The following is a 22,109-nucleotide window of genomic DNA, read 5'->3' on the forward strand; positions in this document are numbered from 1 at the left end:
GATTACCCGTGTCCACTTCTTCCCTCCAAGCTCCGGTCTGGCTGTTCGATCTCGATAACACCCTGCACGACGCTTCGCACGCGATCTTCCCGGCGATCAGCGCCAATATGAACACGTATATCGCGCGCGTGCTGAGCATCGATGGCGTAGCGGCCACGCAAGAGATGATCGACGCCGCGCGCCTGGGCTACTGGAAGCGCTACGGCGCCACCCTGCTCGGCATGATGCGCCACCACCAGGTGTGCGCAAAAGATTTCCTGCACCAGACCCACGACATCGGCCCGCTCGAGGCCCTACTGCGCGCCGAGCGCGGCCTGGCGCGCCTGCTGCGCCGCCTGCCGGGCCGCAAGATCTTGCTGACCAATGCGCCGAACAGCTATTCGACCGAGATCGTGCGCCGCCTGAAGCTGCACAACCATTTTTCGAATCACGTGGCGATCGAGCACATGCACGTGCATGGGCAGTTGCGGCCGAAACCGTCGAAGCTGATGCTGCGCCGCCTGTTGCGCAAACACGGCATCGCGGCCCAGCGTTGCATCCTGGTCGAAGACACGCTGGCCAACCTGCGCACCGCGCGCCAGCTGGGCTTGCGTACCGTCTGGGTCACACAATACCTCCGGATGAGCGATCCGATTGGAAAAGCACCCCTGCCAAGGACCTTGAAATGCCCCGGTTACGTCAATGTCAAAGTAAAATCCGTGCGGCAACTTCCGACGCGGCTCTCCGGGCTGCGCCGCTCCAATAACAATTCCTAGGGATCCCATGGCAAGCACGAAGCCAGGCCAGCGCAAGCTGCAAATCCTCCAGGCCCTGGCCTCGATGCTCGAGCAGCCCAAGGGCGAGAAAATCACGACCGCCGCGCTCGCGGCGCGCCTGTCGGTGTCCGAAGCGGCGCTGTACCGCCACTTCGCCAGCAAGGCGCAGATGTACGAGGGACTGATCGAGTTCATCGAGTCGTCGGTATTCGGCGTCATCAACCAGATCACCGAGAAAGAAGAAAGCGGCCTGTCGCAGGCGCACGCGATGCTGCAGATGCTGCTCGGCTTCGCGGCCAACAACCCCGGCATGACGCGCGTGCTGATCGGCGATGCGCTGGTCAATGAAGACGAACGCCTGCAGCACCGCATGAATCAGTTCTACGACAAGGTCGAACTGGCCTTCAAGGGAGCGCTGCGCCTGGCCGTCACGCAGGGACACGGCCAGGAAGCCGACGTCGCCGCGCGCGCCAGCCTGCTGGTGAACTACGTCACCGGCCGCTGGCACCGCTTCGCAAAGACAGGCTTCAAGCTCAATCCAATGGAAGGCACCTCGCTCCAGCTGTCCCTGCTGCTGGCAGCGTAAAATCCGAAGGATGGATACCGGCGAAGTCTTCGCGCTGCTGGACGATGCCCGCGCCACGCAGGAGGCACGCTCGCGCCTGTACAGCGGCCATGCGGGCACGCTGAGGTGCGAGGACGCGGCCGCATGGCCGCAGCTGGTGGCGGCGCTGTCGCAGGCGCTGCAGGACGGCCTGCATGCCGTGCCGCTGCTGAGCTATGAACTGGGTGCGCACCTGGAGGGCTTGCCGGCCCGGCCGCTCGCCGGCCCGCTGGCGCAGGTGCTGCTGTTCAGCCACTGCGAGCCCATGACGGGCGAGCAGGTGGCGTCGTGGCTGGCAACGCGCAGCATGGACGCAGAACAGGCCGGCGTCGCCGGCATGTCCGCGAATGTCGATGAAGCGCGGTTCACCGAGGCGATCGGCCGCATCCGCGACTACATCGCGGCCGGCGACACCTACCAGGTCAACTACACCTGGCGCCTGCGCTTCGACGCCTTCGGTTCGCTGCTCGCCCTGTACACGCGCCTGCGTGCGCGCCAGCCGGTGCCGTATGGCGCGCTGGTGACGCTACCTGGCGGCGGCGCCGTGCTGTCGTTCTCGCCCGAGCTGTTCGTGCGCCATGAAGCGGGCATGCTGGTGGCGCGGCCGATGAAGGGTACGGCGCCGGCCAGCGGCGACCCTGACGTTGACGCCGTGCGCGCGCAGGCCCTCGCGCAAGACACCAAGAACCGCGCCGAAAATCTGATGATCGTCGACCTGCTGCGCAACGACCTGGGTCGCGTGGCGCAGACCGGCAGTGTCGAAGTGCCGGCCCTGTTCGAGGTGCAGCGCTATGGCGCCGTGCTGCAGATGACGTCGACCGTGCAGGCGCGCCTGCGCTTTGACGCGGGCCTGGAAGAGATCTTCAAGGCCTTGTACCCATGCGGCTCGATTACCGGCGCGCCGAAGCGACGCACGATGGAGATCATCCACGAACTCGAACCCGATGCGCGCGGCATCTATACCGGCGCGATCGGCTGGTTCGATCCGGCGCCACCGGGCCGCGCCTATGGCGACTTCTGCCTGTCGGTGCCGATCCGCACGTTGGCGCTCGGAGCATCGGCGGACGGTATCCGGCGTGGAGAACTGGGCGTCGGCGCCGGCATCGTGTACGACAGCGATGCGCAGTCCGAATACGCCGAGTGCCAGCTGAAGGCGCGCTTTCTCACGGGCCTGCACAACGAGTTCACCATCTTCGAGACCATCCGCGCCTCGCGCGAGCATGGCTGCCGGCATCTGGAGCAGCATCTCGACCGCCTCGGCGCATCGTGCGCCTATTTCGGTTTCGCCTTCGACCGCGGCGCAGCGCAGGTGGCGCTGCTGGAAGCCAGCCAGGCCCTGTCCTCCGATGCGCTGCACCGCCTGCGCCTGGCGGTGGACCATGCCGGCGCGCTGACGCTCACGTCGGGTGAGCTGGCGCCCTTGCACGAGCCGGTGAGCTTGCTGCTGGCCCAGGAGCCGACGCATAGCGGCGACGTCTTCCTGCGCCACAAGACGAGCATCCGCAGCCGCTACGACGCGGCCTGGAAGGCGGCCGAGGCGCAAGACGCCTTCGATATGCTGTTCTTCAACGAGCGTGACGAATTGACGGAAGGAGGACGCAGCAGCGTGTTCCTGCGCTTCGGCGAAGAGTGGCTCACGCCGCCGCTGTCGGCCGGCGTGCTGCCGGGTGTGATGCGCGGCGTGATGCTGGCCGCGCCCGCGTGGCATGCGCGCGAAGCCGTGATCACGCGCGCGATGCTGGCGCAGGCTGACGACATCGTCGTCTGCAACGCGCTACGCGGGCCGCTGCGCGCCGTGCTCGCAGCGTAACGCAGCACATTCGGCCGCGCTGAATATAAGGCGTGGGTCGCGCCCCGCCCGATCCCATGTTCGATACTTTTGCTGGAAGCTCGCCCATGGAAGACGGGCAGGACGCGATCACGCGCAAGAGGTGGAGAGGCTCATACTGCTTGACGGCATTTGCATGGTCCTCTCCGCGCCGGCCCGCGTGACGCGGACCGGCGTGAGCTGAAGCTTAGAAGCGGTAACCGACACCGAGGCCGAACAGCACTGGATCGACCTTCAGGTGGCTGGCCTTGGCGCCGCCCACGTACACGTCGCTGCGCAGGTTGACCTTCTTGACGTCGGCATTGATCGACCAGTGTTCGTTCAGGCGGAAGTCGACGCCGGCCTGCAGCGACAGGCCCCAGCTATCGTTTTCCAGGTCGCCGGCGCCATCGAGCAGCTTGACGCTCGACATGCGGGTGTAGTTCACACCGGCGCCGATATAGGGGCTGATGGCCGCGCCTGGGGTGAAGTGGTATTGCAGGTTGAGGGTCGGCGGCAGGTGCTTGAAGGTGCCGATCTCGGCGCCGTCCAGGCGGGCCTTGTGCTTCTGTGGATAAGTCAGGATCAGTTCGGCCGCGATGTGCGGGGTGAAGAAATAGCTGATGTCCAGTTCGGGAATGGTCTTGCTGCTCACCTCGAGGCGGTCCGCCGCGCCGACGCCGCCGACGGGCGTCGATTTGTTGTCCGGGTCGACGTGCACGGCGCGGGCGCGCACCAGCCATGGGGATTCCTGGGCCATCGCTTGCGAAGCGGTCACGGCAATCAGGGCCACCAGCACGGTTTTCATCGTCGTTTTCATCTTTTTCTTACCTTTCTTCGTTTTATGTCATCTGCGACGAAGGTAAGCTTATTGATGTAGGGAAAAACAAACTATGATGTACATCAAAATGACCATGCTATTAGTGTGGTTTATAAAACACCTATCTCCTAGGTTATATCTCTGAGACGAAAGAATTATTCGGAAAGGAACCACCATGCGAAGCATCACCATCGCCGCGAACGCCGATCTCCCGCGCTTGTTCGACATCTGGGAAGCGTCCGTGCAGGCGACCCACGACTTCCTGCATCCGGACGATTTCCTGCTGCTGGTGCCGATCGTGGAGCGCACCTTGCGCGAGTTCACGCCACTGCACTGCGTGCGCGACGAGGCTGGCCAGCCCTGCGCCTTCATCGGCGTAAGCGAAGGCATGATCGAGATGCTGTTCGTGGATCCGCGCCACCGCGGCCAGGGCGCCGGACGGGCCCTGATGGAATTTGCGATCGCGCAGCTGGGCGCTACGCTGGTGGACGTCTATGAGCAGAACCGGCAGGCGCTCGGCTTCTACGAGCGCCTGGGCTTCGCGGTGGCAGGACGGTCCGAGCAGGACCCATTCGGCAAGCCCTACCCCATCCTGCACTTGGAACTTACAGCGCCGCTTCGATCTTCCCGGTCAGCTGCGGATCTTCCGGCGTGACCTTGCTCGGGAAGTAGTCGAGCACCTTGCCGTCACGACCGATCAGGTATTTGGTGAAGTTCCACTTCGGTTCCTGGCCGGTGGCCTTGATCAGCTGCGCATGCAGCGGATTGGCTTGCGGGCCCTTCACCGAGCTCTTGGCGAACATCGGGAACTTGACGCCATAGGTGTTGAAGCACAGGTCGGCGATTTCCTTGGCGCTGCCCGGTTCCTGCTGGCCGAAGTCGTTCGACGGGAAGCCCAGGATCACGAGGCCGCGGCCGCCATACTTGGCGTAGATTTTTTCCAGGCCTTCGTACTGCTTGGTGAAGCCGCAGTAGCTGGCCGTGTTCACCACCAGTACCACCTTGCCGGCGTACTGGCAAAGGTCTTGCGGCGCTTCGTCCTGCAGGCGCTTGAAGCTGTGCTTGAGCACGGCCGGGCAGGCGGCCGGGCTCTTGGTCAGGGCGGCGACCGGCGCGGCCTGGGCGCGTGCCGGCTGGGTGACACTGACAGCGGCCGTGGCGGCGAGCAGCAGGACGATGGTCTTGATCATGGCGTGGTATTGACGGGGTTGAGGTGCGTCGATTGTAGCGCAAGCCAAGCCACCGTAGACCGCGCCGTTCACCCTTCCAGGCCGCGGTGCTCGATCTTGATGCAGTGGTTCATGACCACGTCGAGCCCGGCGGCGCGCGCCAGGTCGGCGGCGGCCTGGTTCTCGATATCGAGCTGCATCCACAGGCAACCGGCACGCACGGCGATCGCGTCGCGTGCGATCGGCCCGATGTCCTCGGATTTGCGGAAGCAATCGACGATGTCGATGCGCTGGCCGCTGCTGGCCAGGGCGTCGGCGGCCTCTTGCAAAGTGGCGTAGACGGTCTCGCCGTGGATGGTCTGGCCGGCGTAGCTCGGATTGACGGGCAGGATGCGGTAGCCATTGTGCTGCAAGTAGGCGCCCACTTCGTTGCTGGCGCGGTCTTCTTTATTCGACATGCCGACGATGGCGATGGTCTTGCTGTCGCGGAGGATCTGGGCGATAGTTCTCATGCTGTCTCAGGACGTTGTTATCATTGGGATCAGCTTATCAGGTTTGTATGCTCTGGCGTTGCACGGTCAAACGTGGAAAGATGGCGGCTCATCCATCCTGAATATGTGCCCATGAACCTCGGACCTGTTTCGCGTCTCGGCGCCTTGCTTGCGCTGGCCCTCTCGATAGGCAGTGCACACGGCGCCGAATCCCTGCCGGACGTCGAACGCGCCATCGTGCCGGTCGCCAGCTGGGGCGGCACGCCGTCCATTGATGCGAAGGCGCGCCGCCACCGCATCACCCACATCACCTTGCACCACCAGGGCGAGCCGTTCAAGCCGGGGACCGATCCGCAAGCCTACCTGCGCCGGCTGCAGTCCTGGTCGCGCGCCGAGAAGGGCTGGCTCGACATCCCCTACCACTACGTGATCGACCTGGATGGCCGTATCTACGGCGCGCGCGACATCGCGTATGCCGGCGACACCAATACCGAATACGATCCGAAGGGACATGCGCTGATCGAGGTGGTCGGCAATTTCGAGGAAGTGGAGCCGAACCAGCAGCAGCTCGATGCGGTGGTGAGCTTGATGGCCATGCTGGCCGCGAAGCACCAGGTCTCGCTCGACGACATCCAGAGCCACCGCGATTATTCGGACAAGACCGTGTGCCCGGGCGAGAACCTGTACCGCTATGTGAAGGACGATTATTTCAGGCACAAGGTGGCCTTGCGCCTCGCGCAGGAGCAGGCCGCGAAATAAGCCGCGGCCTGCTCAGTTAGTGCTTACTGCAGCCGCGTGCCGGGCGTGGCCTGGCCGTTCTGGTGCAATACGACCACCGGCGCGCCATCGGCGGCTTTCTCGAAGCGGAGTTCGGCATTCACGTCGCGCGAGAAGAACACGTCCGCGCTGGCCGGAAAGATCTCGATCTTCCGCTGCCCGGTCGCCTGCGCGTAATAGCGCTCGCCCTCGCGGCTGACCGTGATCGTGAACTGCGGCGCAAGCTGGTAGGCGCCGGCGCGCGCATCGAAGCCGGCGTTGTCGATCTTGACCGCTTCCCGTTCGGCCGGCGCATCGCCAACGCGTTCGTTGCGCGTCCGCTCGCCCGCGTTGTCGACCGTGACGTGGCTGACCTTGCCCTGCGCATCGCGCCCGAACTCGAAGCGTGCCAGCGTCCCCGGGAAGAAGAAGCCGTCCTTCGAATAGGGAGTCAGGGCGGCCGGCGAGCGGTCGCCGCGCGCCATCATGAGCTTGCCGTCGCGGCTGGTGAAGGCGCGCTGTTCCTTGCCGTCGATGTCGTAAACACCCGTGAATGCATCGAGGGCCTTGGCATCGAGCTTGAATTCCTTCAGTTCCATGAACGGCTTGCCGATTGCCAGCGCCGCCGCCTTCTTGGCCAGCACTTCGGGATTGGCATTGCCGCTGTCGGCATTGCTCAGCACCGCCACGAACACCTTCTGCTCCGGCAAGCGCAGCGCATGGGTGCGGAAGCCATTGATGCCGCCACCGTGGTCGACCACCGGCACGCCTTGCAGGGTGCCCACGCCCCAGCCGTAACCGTAGCCGGTCGACTTCTCCGGGTTCAACTTGTAGGGCGTGAAGGCCATCTTCCAGCTGGCCGGCTTGAGCAGCTTGCCGGACGAGATGGCGGCATCCCACTTCGCCAGGTCGTCCACGGTCGACACCAGTGCACCGGCCGCATACGGCTGGCTCATGGACAGGGGCTGCGCAGGCGCGAAGCCCTTCTCCTGCGCGCTGTAGCCAACCGCGCGCGGCGCGCTCGAACGCTCGACGCCTTCATATGCGGTGTCCTTCATGCCCAGCGGCGTAAAGATGCGCTGCTCGAGGAAGCTGGCGTAGCTCGTGCCCGACACCCGCTCGATGATCGCGCCAAGCAGGAAGTAGCCGCTATTGTTGTAGCGGAACTGGGTGCCAGGTTCGAATTCGAGCGGATCGTTCCTGAAGCCGTCGATCATCTGGGCGACAGTCAGGTCTTTCGCCATCGTTGACACATAGCCCGACTTGCCGGTGTAGCTGACGATGCCCGAGGTATGGGTCAGCAGGTGCTCGACGGTGATGACCTTGCCCTGGGTCGGATAATCGGGGAAGAAACGCGTGATCGGATCGTTCAGGGCCAGCTTGCCCTCCTCGGCCAGCATCAGGATCGCCACCGCGGTGAACTGCTTGGTGATCGAACCGAGGCGCAGCACGGTGCCGGGTGTCAGCGGCGTCTTCGCGGCCACGTCGGCAGCGCCATAAGCCTTCCTGAACACCGTCTTGCCGTTTTTGACCACGATGACCGTGGCGCCGGGATCGTCCGCCTTGTACTGGGGCTTGAACAGCGCGTCGAGCCTGGCGGCCAGGGGCTGCGCCGCGGAAGCCTTGGTGGCCGGTTGCTGCGCTTGCGCGAGCATGGGATTCGACAGCAGGATGACAGCAACAGCGACGGCGGAGAGTTTCAGCATGATCGACTACCCTTCTTGGCGAGTTGTGTTCTTGATACTGTAACTCTGCCTTATGGGTAGCGGTGAAAAATCCGACGAACTGTAATTCGGTCCCGATGAATCGCTAAAAAATCGGGATATAAAAAAAGGCAGCCTGCAGGCTGCCCCCTTTCGATGCCGAGCTTATTCAGCTCAACGGCCTTTCGACCGCAGCTTCTGGATCGCCGCCAGCTGCGCGACCGCCGCGGCCATTTCGGCCTGGGCTTTCGCGTAGTCGATGTTCGAATCCTTGTTCAGCATCAGCTCTTCAGCCTGTTTCTTGGCTGCGGTTGCTTTCGCTTCGTCCAGGTCGCCACCGCGGATCGCGGTGTCGGCCAGCACGGTCACGCCGTTCGGCTGCACTTCGAGGATACCGCCGGCTACGAAGACGAACTCTTCGCCGCCGCCGGCCACCTGGATGCGCACGGCGCCCGGGCGGATGCGCGTGATCAGCGGGGTGTGCTTGGGGTAGATACCCAGCTCACCCGCTTCACCCGGCAACGCGACGAATTCGGCCTGGCCGGAGAAGATCTGCTCTTCGGCCGAGACTACGTCAACGAGAAATGTGTTTGCCATGTGTGTCCTTCAGTTAGACGAAGAAGCCGACTTAGGCAGCCAGTTTCTTGGCTTTCTCGATAGCCTCTTCGATCGTGCCGACCATGTAGAACGCTTGCTCCGGCAGGTGATCCAGTTCGCCCGATGCGATCATCTTGAAGCCCTTGATCGTGTCTTTCAGCGAAACGTATTTGCCTGGTGCGCCGGTGAAGACTTCAGCGACGTGGAACGGCTGCGACAGGAAACGCTGCATCTTACGTGCACGAGCGACGACCAGCTTGTCTTCTGGCGCCAGTTCGTCCATGCCCAGAATCGCGATGATGTCACGCAGTTCCTTGTAGCGCTGCAGGGTGTTCTGCACGGCGCGCGCGGTGGCGTAGTGCTCTTCACCAACGACCAGCGGATCCAGCTGGCGCGAGGTCGAATCGAGTGGGTCGACCGCAGGGTAGATACCCAGCGAAGCGATGTCACGCGACAGAACGACGGTCGAGTCCAAGTGGGCGAAGGTGGTTGCAGGCGACGGGTCGGTCAAGTCATCCGCAGGGACGTAGACGGCCTGGATCGAGGTGATCGAACCGGTCTTGGTCGAGGTGATGCGCTCTTGCAGGCGGCCCATCTCTTCGGCCAGGGTAGGCTGGTAGCCCACTGCCGATGGCATACGGCCCAGCAGTGCCGAGACTTCGGTACCGGCCAGGGTGTAGCGGTAGATGTTGTCGACGAAGAACAGGACGTCCTTGCCTTCATCACGGAACGCTTCCGCCATGGTCAGGCCGGTCAGCGCGACGCGCAGACGGTTGCCTGGTGGTTCGTTCATCTGACCGTAGACCATTGCCACTTTCGAGTTGGCAGGGTTTTCCAGGTCGACGACTTTTGCATCGGCCATCTCGTGGTAGAAGTCGTTACCTTCACGGGTACGCTCACCCACGCCGGCGAACACGGACAGACCCGAGTGTGCCTTGGCGATGTTGTTGATCAGTTCCATCATGTTGACGGTCTTGCCGACGCCGGCGCCGCCGAACAGGCCGACTTTACCGCCTTTGGCGAACGGGCAGACCAGGTCGATGACCTTGATGCCGGTTTCCAGCAGGTCGGTCGATGGCGACAGTTCGTCGTAGGCCGGCGCGTCACGGTGGATCGACGCCATGCGCTCGTGGCTGACCGGACCGCATTCGTCGATCGGGTTGCCCAGCACGTCCATGATGCGGCCCAGGGTCGGGGTGCCGACCGGGACCATGATTGGATTGCCGGTGTTCTGGATGATCATGCCACGACGCATGCCGTCCGAGCTGCCCAGCGCAATGGTACGGACAATGCCGTCGCCCAGCTGCTGTTGCACTTCCAGGGTCAGGTCGGAGCCTTCCATTTTCAGTGCGTCGTACACTTTCGGCATGGCGTTACGTGGGAATTCCACGTCAACCACTGCGCCGATACACTGAACGATTTTGCCATCAGCCATGTTCGTTCCTTCAGATATATAGTTAGATTCTTTTACTTGATCGTTAGACGGCTGCTGCGCCGGACACGATCTCGGAGAGTTCTTTGGTAATCGCAGCCTGGCGGGTCTTGTTGTAGACCAGTTTCAGGTCGCTGATGACACTGCCGGCGTTATCGCTCGCGGCCTTCATCGCGACCATGCGTGCCGATTGCTCGGACGCCAGGTTTTCTGCCACCGCCTGGTACACCAGCGCTTCCACGTAACGCACCAGCAGCTCGTCGATGACGACCTGTGCTTCCGGTTCGTAGATGTAGTCCCAGCCGTGGGCGCCTGCGTCGGCCACCAAAGCTTTTGCTGGGAGCGGGAGCAACTGCTCGACCATTGCTTCCTGCTTCATCGTGTTGATGAACTTGGTGTAGCACAGGTAGACAGCATCGAGCTTGCCTTCCTGGTACGCGTCCAGCATCACTTTGACCGGTCCGATCAGCTTGTCCAGTTGCGGGGCATCGCCCAGCTGGGTCGCTTGCGACACCAGCTTCATGCCGACGCGGTTCAGGAAGCCCAGGCCCTTGTTGCCGATGGCGACTGCCTCGACACGGTTGCCCGCTTGTTCCTGCTCACGCGCCTTCTGCGTTACCTGGCGCAGGATGTTGGTGTTCATGCCGCCGCACAGACCCTTGTCGGTCGTGATGACGATGAAACCCACTGCCTTTGCCGACACGCCCTTGGCTTGCGCCATGAATGCGTGCGTGTACTCCGGGTTTGCGCCCGCCAGGTTGGCGGTGATATTACGAACCTTGTCACTGTAGGGACGGGCGGCGCGCATGCGATCCTGCGCCTTGCGCATTTTCGATGCGGCGACCATTTCCATCGCCTTGGTGATCTTCTTCGTATTCTCTACGCTCTTGATCTTGCCACGAATCTCTTTGCCTGCTGCCATGAGTCCTTACTCCTTCCGGGCACCGGCGCCGCCCGCGGGCGGCGCCGGTCCATCAATTAATATGCGCCGGATTTCTTGAAATCAGCAACAGCGGCGGCCAGCAGTGCTTCGCTGTCCTTGTCCAGTTGCTTGGTTTCGTCGATCTTCGACAGCAGGGACGCATGACCCGACTTCAGGAAGGCGTGCAGGCCGTGTTCGAATGGCAGCACTTTCTTGACTTCGATATCGTCCAGGTAGCCCTTGTTGACGGCGAACAGCGATGCGGCCATCAGCGAGGTCGACAGTGGCGAGAACTGCGGCTGCTTCAGCAGTTCAGTCACGCGCGCGCCGCGGTCCAGCTGCTTGCGGGTCGATTCGTCCAGGTCCGATGCGAACTGCGCGAACGCAGCCAGTTCACGGTACTGCGCCAGGTCGGTACGGATACCGCCCGACAGGCCTTTGATGACCTTGGTCTGGGCAGCACCACCGACGCGCGACACCGAGATACCGGCGTTGATCGCAGGACGGATACCGGCGTTGAACAGCGAGGTCTCCAGGAAGATCTGGCCGTCGGTAATCGAAATCACGTTGGTCGGCACGAAGGCCGAGACGTCGCCAGCTTGCGTTTCGATGATCGGCAGTGCGGTCAGCGAACCGGTCTTGCCGGTGACGGCGCCGTTGGTGAACTTCTCGACGTAGTCGGCGTTCACGCGGGCTGCGCGCTCGAGCAGACGGCTGTGCAGGTAGAACACGTCGCCTGGATACGCTTCGCGGCCTGGTGGGCGGCGCAGCAGCAGGGAAATCTGACGGTAGGCAACTGCTTGCTTCGACAGGTCATCGTACACGATCAGTGCGTCTTCGCCGCGGTCGCGGAAGTATTCGCCCATCGCGCAGCCCGAGTAGGCCGAGATGTACTGCATGGCGGCCGATTCCGACGCCGATGCTGCCACGACGATGGTGTATTCCATCGCGCCGTGGGTTTCCAGCGAGCGCACGATGTTCTTGATGGTCGATGCTTTTTGACCGATCGCGACGTACACGCAGGTGACGCCTTGACCTTTCTGGTTGATGATCGCGTCGACAGCGACAGCCGATTTACCGGTCTGGCGGTCGCCAATGATCAGCTCACGCTGGCCACGGCCGATCGGCACCATCGCGTCGATCGACTTGATGCCGGTCTGCATAGGCTGCGACACCGATTCGCGGGCGATGACGCCTGGCGCGATCTTTTCGATCGGGGCGGTCAGCTTGGCGTCGATCGGACCTTTGCCGTCGATCGGCTGGCCCAGGGCGTTGACCACGCGGCCACGCAGTTCAGGACCGATCGGCACTTCCAGGATGCGGCCGGTGGTCTTGACGATGTCGCCTTCCGAGATGTGCTCGTAAGCACCCAGGATGACCGAACCGACCGAGTCGCGCTCGAGGTTCATCGCCAGGCCAAAGGTGTTGCCTGGGAATTCAAGCATCTCGCCCTGCATCACGTCCGACAGACCGTGGATGCGGCAGATACCGTCGGCGACCGAGATGACGGTGCCCTGGTTGCGGACGTCGGCAGTGGCTTCGAGGCCCTGGATCCGGCTCTTGATCAGCTCGCTGATTTCAGATGGGTTAAGTTGCATGCTAGCTAACTCCAATTATAGTTTCTTGATGCGTAGGGCAAGGGTGAGTCGTCGGCGGTGCGATTGACTCAGGACGCGAGCGCAACGTGCATCCGTTGCAGCTTGGCGCGTACCGAGGTATCGAGCACTTCGTCACCAACGACCACGCGCACACCACCGATCAGCGAGGGATCCACTGTTACCGTTGGGTTCAGCTTGCGGCCAAATTTCTTTTCCAGCGTGGCGGCCAGCTGCGACAGCTGGTCGGCCGAAAGCTCGAACGCGCTGAAGATCGTCGCGTCGGCTGCGCCTTCGCTGGCGTTCTTCAGGAGCGCGAACTGGGCGCTGATTTCCGGCAGCAGGTTGATGCGGCCGTTTTCTGCCAGCATTGCGATGAAATTCTTCGCTTCTGCAGTCAGCGGAGCCTTGACCAGCGACGCAATCGTGTCCGCCAGTTGTGCATGCGTAACGTGCGGGTTGCTGGCGAAGGCCTGCACATCGGAGTTGGCGCCGATCTGGCCCAGTTCCGACGCGATGGCCGACCACGCGTTCAGGTCGCCGGTTTGGGCGACACGGAACAACGCTTCGGCGTAAGGGCGGGCGACGGTTGCGAGTTCTGCCATGATCAGAGCTCGGTCGACAGTTGCGACAGCAGGTCGGCGTGGGCCGCTGCGTTCACTTCACGCTTGAGGATCTGCTCGGCGCCGGCAACCGCGAGGGCTGCAACCTGGCCACGCAGTTCTTCGCGCGCGCGCGTCACTTGCTGCTCGGCGTCTGCCTTGGCGGCAGCGACGATGCGTGCGCCTTCTTCGACGGCGGTTTTCTTCGCTTCTTCGATGATCGCAGCAGCGCGCTTTTCAGCGTCGTTGATGCGCTTCTGGACTTCGTCACGGGCGCCAGCCAGTTCGGTCTGGACGCGCTTTTCGGCGGCAGCCAGGTCAGCCTTGCCGCGGTCGGCAGCGGCCAGGCCACTCGCGATCTTCGCAGCGCGCTCGTCGAGCGCTTTCATCAGCGGCGGCCACACGAATTTCATCGTGAACAGCGCCAGGATGAAGAACACCACGAGCTGTGCAAGCAGGGTTGCATTAAGGTTCACGGTTTTATCCTTCTTACAGAAACACGGATGCCGAACCAGAAACTGGTTCGGCCCTTCAAGACCTCGAGACGCGAGTCTTAGACTGGAACGAACGGGTTAGCGAACGCGAACAGCATTGCGATACCAACGCCGATCAGGAATGCCGCGTCGATCAGACCAGCCAGCAGGAACATCTTGGTCTGCAGGGTGTTCATCAGTTCTGGCTGACGTGCAGAAGCTTCCAGGTATTTACCGCCCATCAGAGCGATACCGATACAAGCGCCGATTGCGCCCAGACCGATGATCAAACCGCAAGCCAGTGCAACAAAAGAAAGGTCAGTCATGTAAAACTCCAAAAGTTAAATTAAAAACTAAATTAAAAACTACAACTTCTTTACAACCACATTCACTCGATGCTTGCGGCTTCGATCAGTGGCCTTCGTGAGCCTGACCGAGGTAAACCAGCGTCAGCATCATGAAAATGAATGCCTGCAGGAGAACGATCAGGATGTGGAAGATCGCCCAGATGGAACCGGCAATCACGTGGCCGATGAAACCGAACATCGTCGCGGTCCCGCCCAGCAGTGCGATCAAGAGGAACAGCAGTTCGCCGGCAAACATGTTACCGAACAGTCGCATACCGAGCGACACCATTTTTGCTGCGTATTCGATGACGTTCAGGAGCAGGTTGAACGGCGCCATCCAGATGCCGAACGGTGCCGAGAACAGCTCGTGGAGCCAGCCGCCGAAGCCCTTGATCTTGATGCCGTAGTAGATCATCAGCAGCAGCACGCCCAGCGACATGCCGATCGGACCGTTCAGGTCGGCGGTCGGAACGACACGGTGATACGGGAAGATGTGCTCGACGCCGAAGGCGGCGAACAGCCATGCCCACATGTCGACCGGCAGCAAGTCCAGCGCGTTCATCAGGACGATCCAGACGAACACGGTCAGTGCCAGCGGAGCGATGAAGCTGCGGTCGCCGTGCACGATGGTCTTGGCCTGGTCGTCGACCATTTCGAACATCATTTCGACGAATGCCTGGAAACGGCCAGGAACGCCGGCAGTCGCGTTGCGCGCCGCGGCCCACATCAACAGGCAGGCGGTCAGGCCCATCGCGATCGACCAGAACATCGTGTCGTAGTGGATGACCGAGAAATCGACCGGCCCCACCTGGTACTGGTTCTTCAGGTGGCCCAGGTGGTGAATGATGTATTCTGATGCGGTGGGCGCGTGCGCTGCGCCGTCTACTGGAGTCGCCATGTCGTCATTGCCTAAATAATAAGATGATGTAACTTTTCAGTGCCACGATGATTCCGGCGACCAGTGCCAGCCAGTTTAGATCGTGATACAGCCACGCAGTTGCGCCTAAAAGCGCCAGCGTTAATGCAATCTTTACAAATTCCCAGATGAAAAATGTCGCGGGACTCGCCGTACCCGAAGCGGATGCGGCGAACAAGCGCACTGCCATGATCCCGTTGGGCACGACACAACACAAACCGCCCAGTACCGCCGAAAACATCGCAGCCCATCCCCCCAGTAGTGCGGCGATGAGGCCGACGACGACTGTTGCGATCAACTGCAGGGAAACGATGCGTAGCATATTCTTTTAGCTCTTGCGCTAGCGCATTTTAGACGTACTACGAGGTGATAATTACAAGAATCGCCGGAATTATAAGTGGTTATACGGACGTGAGTCAAACGATTCCACACTTATAACTGGGACGAATATATGGCGAAAATGTGACACGATGCCGGCGGATAGCGCAATATTTTCAGCTACTTAGCTTCAGATCGTGTATATGGCGTGATGTGACAATTGCGCTGCAGTAGGTCACTACTGGGCTCGCCCGGTCGGGGCGAAAGTTGGTAGCGCTAACGCGTCGGGGTGGCCGGCAAGATAGCCGGCTCCCCCCCTGCGACGCTACCCCATGCGACCGGGTGGCGTCCCTGTTTTTTACGCGCGCAGACGCGCGAGCACACCCTCGAGGATGTCCAGGTCGGCAAAGTCGATGATCATCTGGCCCTTGCCCTTCGTGCCCATCTTGAACAGCACCGGCGTCGCCAGCTTGTCGGACAGTTCTTCTTCCAGCCTGACGATGTCGCCCGGTTTGTCCTTGGCGCGCGCCGACTGGGCCGGAGCGGCCTGCTCTTCGAGCGCGCGTGCGACCAGCTTCTCGGTCTCGCGCACCGACAGGCGACGGGCGACGACATGGTTGGCCAGCGCGATCTGGTTCGCACTGTCGACCGCCAGCAAGGCGCGGGCGTGGCCCATGTCGATATCCCCTGCCATCAGCATGGTCTGCACCGGCTGCGCGAGGTTAATCAGGCGCAGCAGGTTCGACACAGCGCTGCGCGAGCGGCCGACCGCGCCGGCCGCCTGCTCGTGCGTGAAATTGAAATCCGAGATCAGGCGCTGGATGCCCTGCGCTTCCTCCAGCGGATTCAGGTCTTCGCGCTGCATGTTCTCGATCAAGGCCATGGCGGCCGCGGCCTGGTCGTCGACGTCGCGCACCAGCACCGGGATTTCTTCCAGTCCCGCCATCTGCGCCGCGCGGAAGCGCCGCTCGCCGGCGATGATTTCGTACGGCGTGCCCGATCCCGCCGGCAGCGGGCGCACCAGCACCGGCTGCATGATGCCCTGGGTCTTGATCGAGGCGGCCAGCTCGGACAGGCTCACTTCGTCCATGCGGGTACGCGGTTGATACTTGCCGGCCTGGATCTGGGTGACGGCCAGGACCGAAGGCAGATTGCTTGCGGCGGGTGCGGCGTCCATGTCGCCGCCGAGCAGGGCGTCGAGCCCGCGGCCAAGTCCCTTGAGTTTTTTGGTTGCCATTCTTTGTCAGCTCTCTTGGTGATTACATGGTCTTGATGCGCTGGACCATTTCCGCGCCGAAGGCGATGTACGCCTGCGCGCCTTTCGAAGAAGGATCGAAGGTCACGCCCGGGATGCCGTAGGACGGCGCTTCGGCCAGGCGGACGTTGCGCGGGATGATGGTCTTGAACACCTTGTCGCCGAAGTGCTGCTCGAGCTGGTTCGAGACCTGCTGCGACAAGGTCATGCGCGGGTCGAACATCACGCGCAACAGGCCGATGATCTTGAGGTCGGTGTTCAGGTTGGCGTGTACCTTCTTGATCGTGTTGACCAGGTCGGACAAACCTTCCAGCGCGTAGTACTCGCACTGCATCGGGATGATCACGCCATGCGCGGCGCACAGGCCGTTGAGCGTGAGCAGCGACAGCGCGGGCGGGCAGTCGACCAGGATGAAGTCGTAGTCGGCATCGACCGCGGCCAATGCATCCTTCAGGCGGCGCTCGCGGTTCTCGAGCGACACCATCTCGACTTCGGCGCCGGCCAGCTCGCGGTTGGCGGGCAGCACGTCGAAGCGCCCCGCCTCGGAGCGCACGCGCGCACCGGCCACGTCCGACTCGCCCAGCAGCACCTGGTAGATCGACGACTCGAGCTCGGCCTTGTTGATGCCGGCGCCCATGGTCGCATTGCCCTGCGGGTCGAGGTCGACCAGCAGCACGCGCTGGTCCAGTTTAGCCAGGCCCGCCGCCAGGTTGACGGAGGTGGTGGTCTTGCCTACCCCACCCTTCTGGTTCGCTACGCAAAATATCTTCGCCATCTATTCTCTTTCTCGAAAGCGGCTACAAGACGCCATACCGTTCATATCGTAAAAACCATTTGAATGATTAATACTGTATAAACGATATAAACGGTTTATACGGTTTGTACTATTAATACTGTTTAGCTGGTTCTCTGGATGAAGACTAGGTGCCGCTCTGCACCCAGTCTTGGCACCTGCAATGGCTGCAAACCGCTTACTTTCCACTCTTGCGGCAGCCGTTCTCGTTCCTCGCTTGGCGCCACCCCTTTCAGGGCGATGAATTTACCGCCCTCTTGCAGCAGGTGTCCCGACCAGTTGACGAAATCGGACAGGTCGGCGAAAGCGCGTGAGGTGATGACGTCGAATTTGTCGCTCACCGCCAGGTCTTGCACCTTCATCGTGTACACGGTGACGTTCGTGAGTCCCAGTTCTGCCTTTACTTGTGTGAGGAAGGCGGTTTTCTTGTGCACGGTGTCGATCATCGCCACTTTCATGTCGGGCCGGGTGATCGCCAGCACGGTGCCTGGCAATCCGCCCCCTGCTCCCACGTCCAGCACATTGCGGGCATCGATGAACGCCGGCACCGCAGCCAGTGAGTCGAGCAGGTGATGGGTCACCATCTGCATCGGGTCGCGCAGCGAAGTCAGGTTGTACACCGCATTCCACTTGTGCATCAGCTGCAGGTAGGCCATCAGCTTGCCCTGCTGTTCCGGACTTACATCCAGGCCCATTTCGGCGATACCATCGGCCAGCACCTTGGCCAGCGCATCGCGGTCGAACGCATATTTCATTGCGCCGCCTCCGACGTAGTCGGGGCAAAGCCCGGGACGCCACGTTTCTTCAGATGTACCAGCAACAAGGAGATCGCCGCCGGGGTCACGCCCGAAATGCGCGAAGCCTGGCCCAGGGTTTCGGGACGCTGCTTGTCCAGCTTCTGGCGCACCTCGAACGACAGGGCTGCGATCTCGAGATAATTCAGATTTTCTGGCAGCTTCAGGTTTTCATAGTGGTCGTGACGCTCGACTTCGCGCGCCTGGCGATCGATATAGCCGGAATACTTGAGCTGGATTTCCACCTGCTCCTTCACGGCCGGATCTTCGACGCCGGGGCCGGCCAGCAACTGGCCTTCAATACCTTGCATCGTCATCAGGGTGTCGTACTCGACGCCCGGTCTTCTCAGCAGGTCGGCCAGGTTGTACTCGCGTTCGAGCGCCTGCCCCACCACGCGTTCCGATTCGGCGGCAGCCAGAATGCGTGGGTTGACCCAGGTCGCTTTCAGTCGTTCCAGTTCGCGGGCGACGGATTCGCGCTTGGTCTCGAAGGCCTGCCAGCGCGCGTCATCGACGATGCCCAGCTGGCGGCCGATCTCCGTCAGGCGCATGTCGGCGTTATCTTCGCGCAGCGACAGGCGGTACTCGGCGCGGCTTGTGAACATGCGGTATGGCTCGGCCACGCCTTGCGTGGTGAGGTCGTCGACCAGCACGCCGAGGTAGGCTTCGGAGCGGCCCGGGGTCCAGGTGTCCTTGCCCTGGGTTTGCAGCGCGGCGTTCAACCCGGCCAGCAGACCCTGGGCTGCGGCCTCTTCGTAGCCGGTGGTGCCGTTTATCTGGCCCGCGAAGAACAGACCCTTGATCGACTTGGTCTCGAGCGAGGCCTTCAGGCCGCGCGGGTCGAAGTAATCGTATTCGATCGCGTAGCCGGGACGCAGGATGAAGGCGTTTTCCATGCCGCGCATCGAGCGCACCAGCTCCAGCTGGACGTCGAACGGCAGGCTGGTCGATATCCCGTTCGGATAAAACTCGTTGGTGGTCAGGCCTTCCGGCTCGAGGAAGATCTGGTGCGATTCCTTCGAGGCGAAGCGGTGGATCTTGTCTTCGATCGACGGGCAGTAGCGCGGGCCGACGCCTTCGATCACGCCGGTGTACATCGGGCTGCGATCCAGGCCGGCGCGGATGATGTCGTGGGTGCGCTCATTGGTATGCGTCACCCAGCACGGCACCTGGCGCGGATGCATCGCCACATTACCCATATACGAGAAGACCGGCACGGGATCGAGGTCACCCGGCTGTTCGGCCAGCACCGAGAAGTCGATGCTGCGGCCATCGATGCGCGGCGGCGTACCCGTCTTGAGGCGGCCCTGCGGCAGCTTGAGTTCCTTCAGGCGCGCCGACAGCGAGGTCGCCGGCGGATCGCCCGCGCGGCCGCCCGAATAGTTCTGCAAGCCGACGTGGATCTTCCCGTCCAGGAAAGTACCGGCGGTGAGCACCACGGCGCGGGCACGGAACTTCAGGCCGACCTGGGTGACGGCGCCAACCACGCGGTCGCCCTCCACCATCAAGTCATCGACCGCCTGCTGGAACAGCCACAGGTTCGGCTGGTTTTCCAGGCGCGAGCGGATCGCCGCCTTGTACAGGACGCGGTCGGCCTGGGCTCGGGTGGCGCGCACGGCCGGGCCCTTGGACGAATTCAGGATGCGGAACTGGATGCCAGCCTCGTCGGTGGCGATGGCCATGGCGCCACCGAGGGCGTCGACTTCCTTGACCAAGTGACCCTTGCCGATGCCGCCAATCGACGGATTGCAAGACATGGCGCCGAGGGTTTCGATATTGTGGGTCAGCAGTAGGGTCTTCTGACCGGTGCGTGCGGACGCGAGTGCGGCTTCGGTTCCGGCATGGCCGCCGCCGACGACGATGACGTCGAATTCAGTAGGAAATAGCATGATGGGGTGTGGAGCGAGGGGACTAATGCGCGATTATAGATTCTTTTTTCCTGCTGGACTCTCCGGGAGTCCGAAAACGACAGATTTTGTTTCACGTGAAACCTTAATCTTCTGTTCTTATTGGCGTGTTTCACGTGGAACAATGGGCAATAAAAAAGCCGGGTTGCGGACACGGCTCTATGTTTCACGTGGAACAGACTCACCAGCCCAGCTTTGTGAACGAGTCGTAAGCTGTCTTTACAATTAGCGCCGAGACGACAAACAGGAATAGTTTGCGCACAAAACCACTGCCATGCTTCAACGCCAGTCTGGTGCCGATCACCGCGCCGACGATCTGGCATCCGGCCATCAGCAAGCCCAGCTGCCACAGCAAATGACCGCTGTAGCCGAACCACATCAGCGCCGACAGATTACAGGCGACGTTGACGACCTTTGCGGCGGCCGAGGCGCTCAAGAAATCAAAACCGAAAAAGCGCACGAACAGGAATAGCAAAAAGCTGCCGGTACCCGGTCCAAAGAAGCCATCGTAAAAACCAATGGCGGCGCCGATGCCGATGGCCCAGTAGCGCTCGGCCATCCCGCTGTGCAGTGGGGCGTGTACCGCGCCGAGATCCTTTTTCATGAACGTATAGACGGCAACCGCGACCAGGACAAACGGGAGCAGCGCGCGCACGAAATCGGCCGGCACCTGGGTCACGGTCCAGGCACCGACGAAAGACAAGGCAAACGCAGCGATGGCGGCCGGCGCCGCCGTGCTCCACGCGACCCGCACCCGGCGCGCGTAACTGACGGCGGCCGAACCGGTCCCGAAGATCGCTGCGAGTTTATTGGTGCCGAGGATGGTTGCCGGCGCTTCTCTCGGCAACAGGGAGAACATCGCAGGAAGCTGGATCAGGCCGCCGCCACCGACAACGGCGTCGACCAGGCCGGCGGCAAAAGCGGCGCCGCCGAGCCACACTACATCGATCATGGGAGACTTTCAGGGGAAGTGCAGAGCCGATATTTTACGGCAAGCAAGCCGTACTGACACGGCGCCAGCCTACCCTTCCCCGTGGAACTTATTCCGGTGTGACGGCCGCCGGCGATCGTGCGAAATCGATGAGCAAGCCATTGAGCCGCTCGGCGCCCGACAGCTGCAGCCAATGGCCGACGCCATCGATACGGGCATACTCGAAACCGGCGCGGCATTGTTCGCGCGAGTCCAGCATCTGTTGTTCGCGCAGCGCAGGATCGTGATCGCTCCAGACGCCCAGCACCGGCACGTCGACCGGCTTCCACCGCTTGCCGCGTGAACCCTTGAGATTGGCGCGGTAGTAATTCAGGGCTGCGGTCAGCCGGCCCTGCGGCGCCAGCGCATCGATCCAGAGTTGCTGCTGTTCGCGGCTGCGATTCATCGCACGCAGAGCCGCCCAATTATCTGCCTTCAACAGCGTTTCGGCCAGGACTGGCGTCATGAACACGGCCATGTACCAGAAGCGCAGTTTTTGCGTGAGACCTGACTTGGCCAGCGCCTTCGGGTGGCCCACCGACAGCGCCGCGTAACGGCTAACGCGTTGAGGCGCATGCATGGCCAGATTCCAACCGACCTGCGCACCCCAATCGTGGCCGACCACCGTCGCCTCGGCGATGCCCAGTGCATCCATGAGCTGCAGCACGTCATCGGCCACGAAGTCGATTGCGTATGCGCTGACGTCGGACGGCATATCGGTCTTGCCGTAGCCGCGCAGATCGGGAGCGATGACCTGGAAACCAGCTGCCGCCAGGGCCGGAATCTGCCGCCGCCATATCGCATGGGTATCCGGAAAGCCATGCAAGAGCACGACTGGCGGGCCCTCACCGGCAGTCACGTAGTGCATGTTCAAACCATTGACCCTGGCGTACCGCGACACGACATCCATGCGTTTCCCTGTACCTCAGTTCGATGGGAAACAGCTTACCAGAACGTAAACGCCTGTCCAGACCCCCTCTGTGGATAAGCTACTTGATATCCACAGGTATCGTTTGTGCAGAACTCGGCTTTTTTGCACAAGCAAAAATCTTGTCCAGATTTGCCACCAAGCAGTCTGCTTAG

24 protein-coding genes are annotated in these 22,109 nt (G+C 62.0%); 5 read left to right on the plus strand and 19 right to left on the minus strand.

Features of this window, described 5'->3' with window-relative positions; translation table 11 throughout:
* The first annotated feature begins 8 nt into the window (after positions 1-8).
* Genes FVD38_RS11510 through pabB form a run of 3 tightly spaced genes read left to right on the plus strand, consistent with a single transcriptional unit; the run spans position 9 to position 3,169 of the window.
* The gene (locus FVD38_RS11510; protein WP_147934942.1) at positions 9-755 is read left to right on the plus strand and encodes a pyrimidine 5'-nucleotidase; all 747 of its coding nucleotides are present in this window, start codon (positions 9-11) and stop codon (positions 753-755) included.
* A gap of 7 nt (positions 756-762) precedes the next feature.
* Positions 763-1,341 carry a nucleoid occlusion factor SlmA gene (gene slmA / locus FVD38_RS11515; RefSeq protein ID WP_123068522.1) on the plus strand — a complete coding sequence of 193 codons (579 nt, stop codon included), beginning with the start codon at positions 763-765 and terminating at the stop codon, positions 1,339-1,341.
* A 10-nt stretch (positions 1,342-1,351) separates the two neighbouring features.
* Complete coding sequence (gene pabB / locus FVD38_RS11520) at positions 1,352-3,169, plus strand: aminodeoxychorismate synthase component I (protein WP_147934943.1); 1,818 nt, start codon at positions 1,352-1,354, stop codon at positions 3,167-3,169.
* A 205-nt stretch (positions 3,170-3,374) separates the two neighbouring features.
* Here pabB and FVD38_RS11525 read toward each other — a convergent pair whose 3' ends face one another.
* Entirely contained in the window at positions 3,375-3,986 is a 612-nt protein-coding gene (locus FVD38_RS11525; RefSeq protein ID WP_147934944.1) for an OmpW/AlkL family protein, read from the minus strand.
* Positions 3,987-4,161: 175 nt separating this feature from the next.
* On the opposite strand from FVD38_RS11525, the gene FVD38_RS11530 reads away from it, so the two are divergent.
* Positions 4,162-4,641 (plus strand): GNAT family N-acetyltransferase, encoded by a 480-nt coding sequence (locus FVD38_RS11530; RefSeq protein ID WP_147934945.1) that lies wholly within the window; start codon positions 4,162-4,164, stop codon positions 4,639-4,641.
* Here FVD38_RS11530 and FVD38_RS11535 read toward each other — a convergent pair.
* A complete protein-coding gene (locus tag FVD38_RS11535; protein WP_147934946.1) occupies positions 4,592-5,176 on the minus strand; it encodes a glutathione peroxidase in 585 nt (194 codons plus the stop codon). The two genes, FVD38_RS11530 and FVD38_RS11535, sit on opposite strands and share 50 nt — an antisense overlap.
* Positions 5,177-5,244: 68 nt before the next feature.
* Complete coding sequence (locus FVD38_RS11540) at positions 5,245-5,667, minus strand: CoA-binding protein (protein WP_147934947.1); 423 nt, start codon at positions 5,665-5,667, stop codon at positions 5,245-5,247.
* Between the two features lie 111 nt (positions 5,668-5,778).
* On the opposite strand from FVD38_RS11540, the gene FVD38_RS11545 reads away from it, so the two are divergent.
* A complete protein-coding gene (locus FVD38_RS11545; protein ID WP_147934948.1) occupies positions 5,779-6,405 on the plus strand; it encodes a peptidoglycan recognition protein family protein in 627 nt (208 codons plus the stop codon).
* 23 nt (positions 6,406-6,428) lie between these two features.
* On the opposite strand, the gene FVD38_RS11550 is transcribed toward FVD38_RS11545, so the two are convergent.
* The 16 genes from FVD38_RS11550 to FVD38_RS11625 all read right to left on the minus strand — a co-directional run bounded on the left by FVD38_RS11550 (position 6,429) and on the right by FVD38_RS11625 (position 21,936).
* Positions 6,429-8,108, minus strand: a complete 1,680-nt coding sequence (locus FVD38_RS11550; RefSeq protein WP_147934949.1) for a serine hydrolase — start codon at positions 8,106-8,108, stop codon at positions 6,429-6,431.
* Between the two features lie 171 nt (positions 8,109-8,279).
* Positions 8,280-8,702, minus strand: a complete 423-nt coding sequence (locus tag FVD38_RS11555) for a F0F1 ATP synthase subunit epsilon (protein WP_005664028.1) — start codon at positions 8,700-8,702, stop codon at positions 8,280-8,282.
* Positions 8,703-8,733: 31 nt separating this feature from the next.
* On the minus strand, positions 8,734-10,137 hold the full coding sequence (gene atpD / locus FVD38_RS11560; protein ID WP_123068513.1) for a F0F1 ATP synthase subunit beta: 1,404 nt from the start codon (positions 10,135-10,137) through the stop codon (positions 8,734-8,736).
* A 43-nt stretch (positions 10,138-10,180) separates the two neighbouring features.
* Entirely contained in the window at positions 10,181-11,056 is an 876-nt protein-coding gene (gene atpG, locus FVD38_RS11565; RefSeq protein ID WP_147934950.1) for a F0F1 ATP synthase subunit gamma, read from the minus strand.
* 56 nt (positions 11,057-11,112) lie between these two features.
* Complete coding sequence (gene atpA, locus FVD38_RS11570; RefSeq protein WP_123068511.1) at positions 11,113-12,654, minus strand: F0F1 ATP synthase subunit alpha; 1,542 nt, start codon at positions 12,652-12,654, stop codon at positions 11,113-11,115.
* A gap of 68 nt (positions 12,655-12,722) precedes the next feature.
* Positions 12,723-13,256, minus strand: coding sequence for a F0F1 ATP synthase subunit delta (locus tag FVD38_RS11575; RefSeq protein ID WP_123068510.1), 534 nt, complete (start codon positions 13,254-13,256; stop codon positions 12,723-12,725).
* A gap of 2 nt (positions 13,257-13,258) precedes the next feature.
* Positions 13,259-13,729 carry a F0F1 ATP synthase subunit B gene (locus FVD38_RS11580; RefSeq protein WP_123068509.1) on the minus strand — a complete coding sequence of 157 codons (471 nt, stop codon included), beginning with the start codon at positions 13,727-13,729 and terminating at the stop codon, positions 13,259-13,261.
* A 77-nt stretch (positions 13,730-13,806) separates the two neighbouring features.
* Complete coding sequence (gene atpE, locus FVD38_RS11585; protein WP_005664041.1) at positions 13,807-14,052, minus strand: F0F1 ATP synthase subunit C; 246 nt, start codon at positions 14,050-14,052, stop codon at positions 13,807-13,809.
* Between the two features lie 85 nt (positions 14,053-14,137).
* Positions 14,138-14,971: a F0F1 ATP synthase subunit A gene (atpB, locus tag FVD38_RS11590; RefSeq protein ID WP_123068508.1), complete on the minus strand. Its 834-nt coding sequence runs from the start codon at positions 14,969-14,971 to the stop codon at positions 14,138-14,140.
* A 4-nt stretch (positions 14,972-14,975) separates the two neighbouring features.
* Complete coding sequence (locus tag FVD38_RS11595) at positions 14,976-15,311, minus strand: ATP synthase subunit I (protein WP_123068507.1); 336 nt, start codon at positions 15,309-15,311, stop codon at positions 14,976-14,978.
* Positions 15,312-15,665: 354 nt separating this feature from the next.
* The gene (locus FVD38_RS11600) at positions 15,666-16,544 is read right to left on the minus strand and encodes a ParB/RepB/Spo0J family partition protein (RefSeq protein ID WP_147934951.1); all 879 of its coding nucleotides are present in this window, start codon (positions 16,542-16,544) and stop codon (positions 15,666-15,668) included.
* Positions 16,545-16,566: 22 nt separating this feature from the next.
* Complete coding sequence (locus FVD38_RS11605; protein WP_147934952.1) at positions 16,567-17,337, minus strand: ParA family protein; 771 nt, start codon at positions 17,335-17,337, stop codon at positions 16,567-16,569.
* A 122-nt stretch (positions 17,338-17,459) separates the two neighbouring features.
* Positions 17,460-18,110 (minus strand): 16S rRNA (guanine(527)-N(7))-methyltransferase RsmG, encoded by a 651-nt coding sequence (gene rsmG, locus FVD38_RS11610; RefSeq protein WP_147934953.1) that lies wholly within the window; start codon positions 18,108-18,110, stop codon positions 17,460-17,462.
* Complete coding sequence (gene mnmG, locus FVD38_RS11615) at positions 18,107-20,038, minus strand: tRNA uridine-5-carboxymethylaminomethyl(34) synthesis enzyme MnmG (RefSeq protein WP_147934954.1); 1,932 nt, start codon at positions 20,036-20,038, stop codon at positions 18,107-18,109. Before mnmG ends, rsmG begins: the two co-directional genes overlap by 4 nt.
* A gap of 199 nt (positions 20,039-20,237) precedes the next feature.
* A complete protein-coding gene (locus FVD38_RS11620; protein ID WP_147934955.1) occupies positions 20,238-21,008 on the minus strand; it encodes a sulfite exporter TauE/SafE family protein in 771 nt (256 codons plus the stop codon).
* Positions 21,009-21,096: 88 nt separating this feature from the next.
* On the minus strand, positions 21,097-21,936 hold the full coding sequence (locus tag FVD38_RS11625) for an alpha/beta fold hydrolase (RefSeq protein ID WP_147934956.1): 840 nt from the start codon (positions 21,934-21,936) through the stop codon (positions 21,097-21,099).
* Between the last annotated feature and the right edge of the window lie 173 nt (positions 21,937-22,109).

Source organism: Massilia arenae, from assembly GCF_008014745.1.
GTDB lineage: Bacteria > Pseudomonadota > Gammaproteobacteria > Burkholderiales > Burkholderiaceae_D > Telluria > Telluria arenae.

Coding starts and splice junctions, on each gene's coding strand:
- slmA (WP_123068522.1), top strand. CDS start 763: ATGGCAAGCACGAAGCCAGGCCAGCGCAAGCTGCAAATCCTCCAGGCC.
- pabB (WP_147934943.1), top strand. CDS start 1,352: ATGGATACCGGCGAAGTCTTCGCGCTGCTGGACGATGCCCGCGCCACG.
- FVD38_RS11525 (WP_147934944.1), bottom strand. CDS start 3,986: ATGAAAACGACGATGAAAACCGTGCTGGTGGCCCTGATTGCCGTGACC.
- FVD38_RS11530 (WP_147934945.1), top strand. CDS start 4,162: ATGCGAAGCATCACCATCGCCGCGAACGCCGATCTCCCGCGCTTGTTC.
- FVD38_RS11535 (WP_147934946.1), bottom strand. CDS start 5,176: ATGATCAAGACCATCGTCCTGCTGCTCGCCGCCACGGCCGCTGTCAGT.
- FVD38_RS11540 (WP_147934947.1), bottom strand. CDS start 5,667: ATGAGAACTATCGCCCAGATCCTCCGCGACAGCAAGACCATCGCCATC.
- FVD38_RS11545 (WP_147934948.1), top strand. CDS start 5,779: ATGAACCTCGGACCTGTTTCGCGTCTCGGCGCCTTGCTTGCGCTGGCC.
- FVD38_RS11550 (WP_147934949.1), bottom strand. CDS start 8,108: ATGCTGAAACTCTCCGCCGTCGCTGTTGCTGTCATCCTGCTGTCGAAT.
- FVD38_RS11555 (WP_005664028.1), bottom strand. CDS start 8,702: ATGGCAAACACATTTCTCGTTGACGTAGTCTCGGCCGAAGAGCAGATC.
- atpD (WP_123068513.1), bottom strand. CDS start 10,137: ATGGCTGATGGCAAAATCGTTCAGTGTATCGGCGCAGTGGTTGACGTG.
- atpG (WP_147934950.1), bottom strand. CDS start 11,056: ATGGCAGCAGGCAAAGAGATTCGTGGCAAGATCAAGAGCGTAGAGAAT.
- atpA (WP_123068511.1), bottom strand. CDS start 12,654: ATGCAACTTAACCCATCTGAAATCAGCGAGCTGATCAAGAGCCGGATC.
- FVD38_RS11575 (WP_123068510.1), bottom strand. CDS start 13,256: ATGGCAGAACTCGCAACCGTCGCCCGCCCTTACGCCGAAGCGTTGTTC.
- atpE (WP_005664041.1), bottom strand. CDS start 14,052: ATGACTGACCTTTCTTTTGTTGCACTGGCTTGCGGTTTGATCATCGGT.
- atpB (WP_123068508.1), bottom strand. CDS start 14,971: ATGGCGACTCCAGTAGACGGCGCAGCGCACGCGCCCACCGCATCAGAA.
- FVD38_RS11595 (WP_123068507.1), bottom strand. CDS start 15,311: ATGCTACGCATCGTTTCCCTGCAGTTGATCGCAACAGTCGTCGTCGGC.
- FVD38_RS11600 (WP_147934951.1), bottom strand. CDS start 16,544: ATGGCAACCAAAAAACTCAAGGGACTTGGCCGCGGGCTCGACGCCCTG.
- FVD38_RS11605 (WP_147934952.1), bottom strand. CDS start 17,337: ATGGCGAAGATATTTTGCGTAGCGAACCAGAAGGGTGGGGTAGGCAAG.
- rsmG (WP_147934953.1), bottom strand. CDS start 18,110: ATGAAATATGCGTTCGACCGCGATGCGCTGGCCAAGGTGCTGGCCGAT.
- mnmG (WP_147934954.1), bottom strand. CDS start 20,038: ATGCTATTTCCTACTGAATTCGACGTCATCGTCGTCGGCGGCGGCCAT.
- FVD38_RS11620 (WP_147934955.1), bottom strand. CDS start 21,008: ATGATCGATGTAGTGTGGCTCGGCGGCGCCGCTTTTGCCGCCGGCCTG.
- FVD38_RS11625 (WP_147934956.1), bottom strand. CDS start 21,936: ATGGATGTCGTGTCGCGGTACGCCAGGGTCAATGGTTTGAACATGCAC.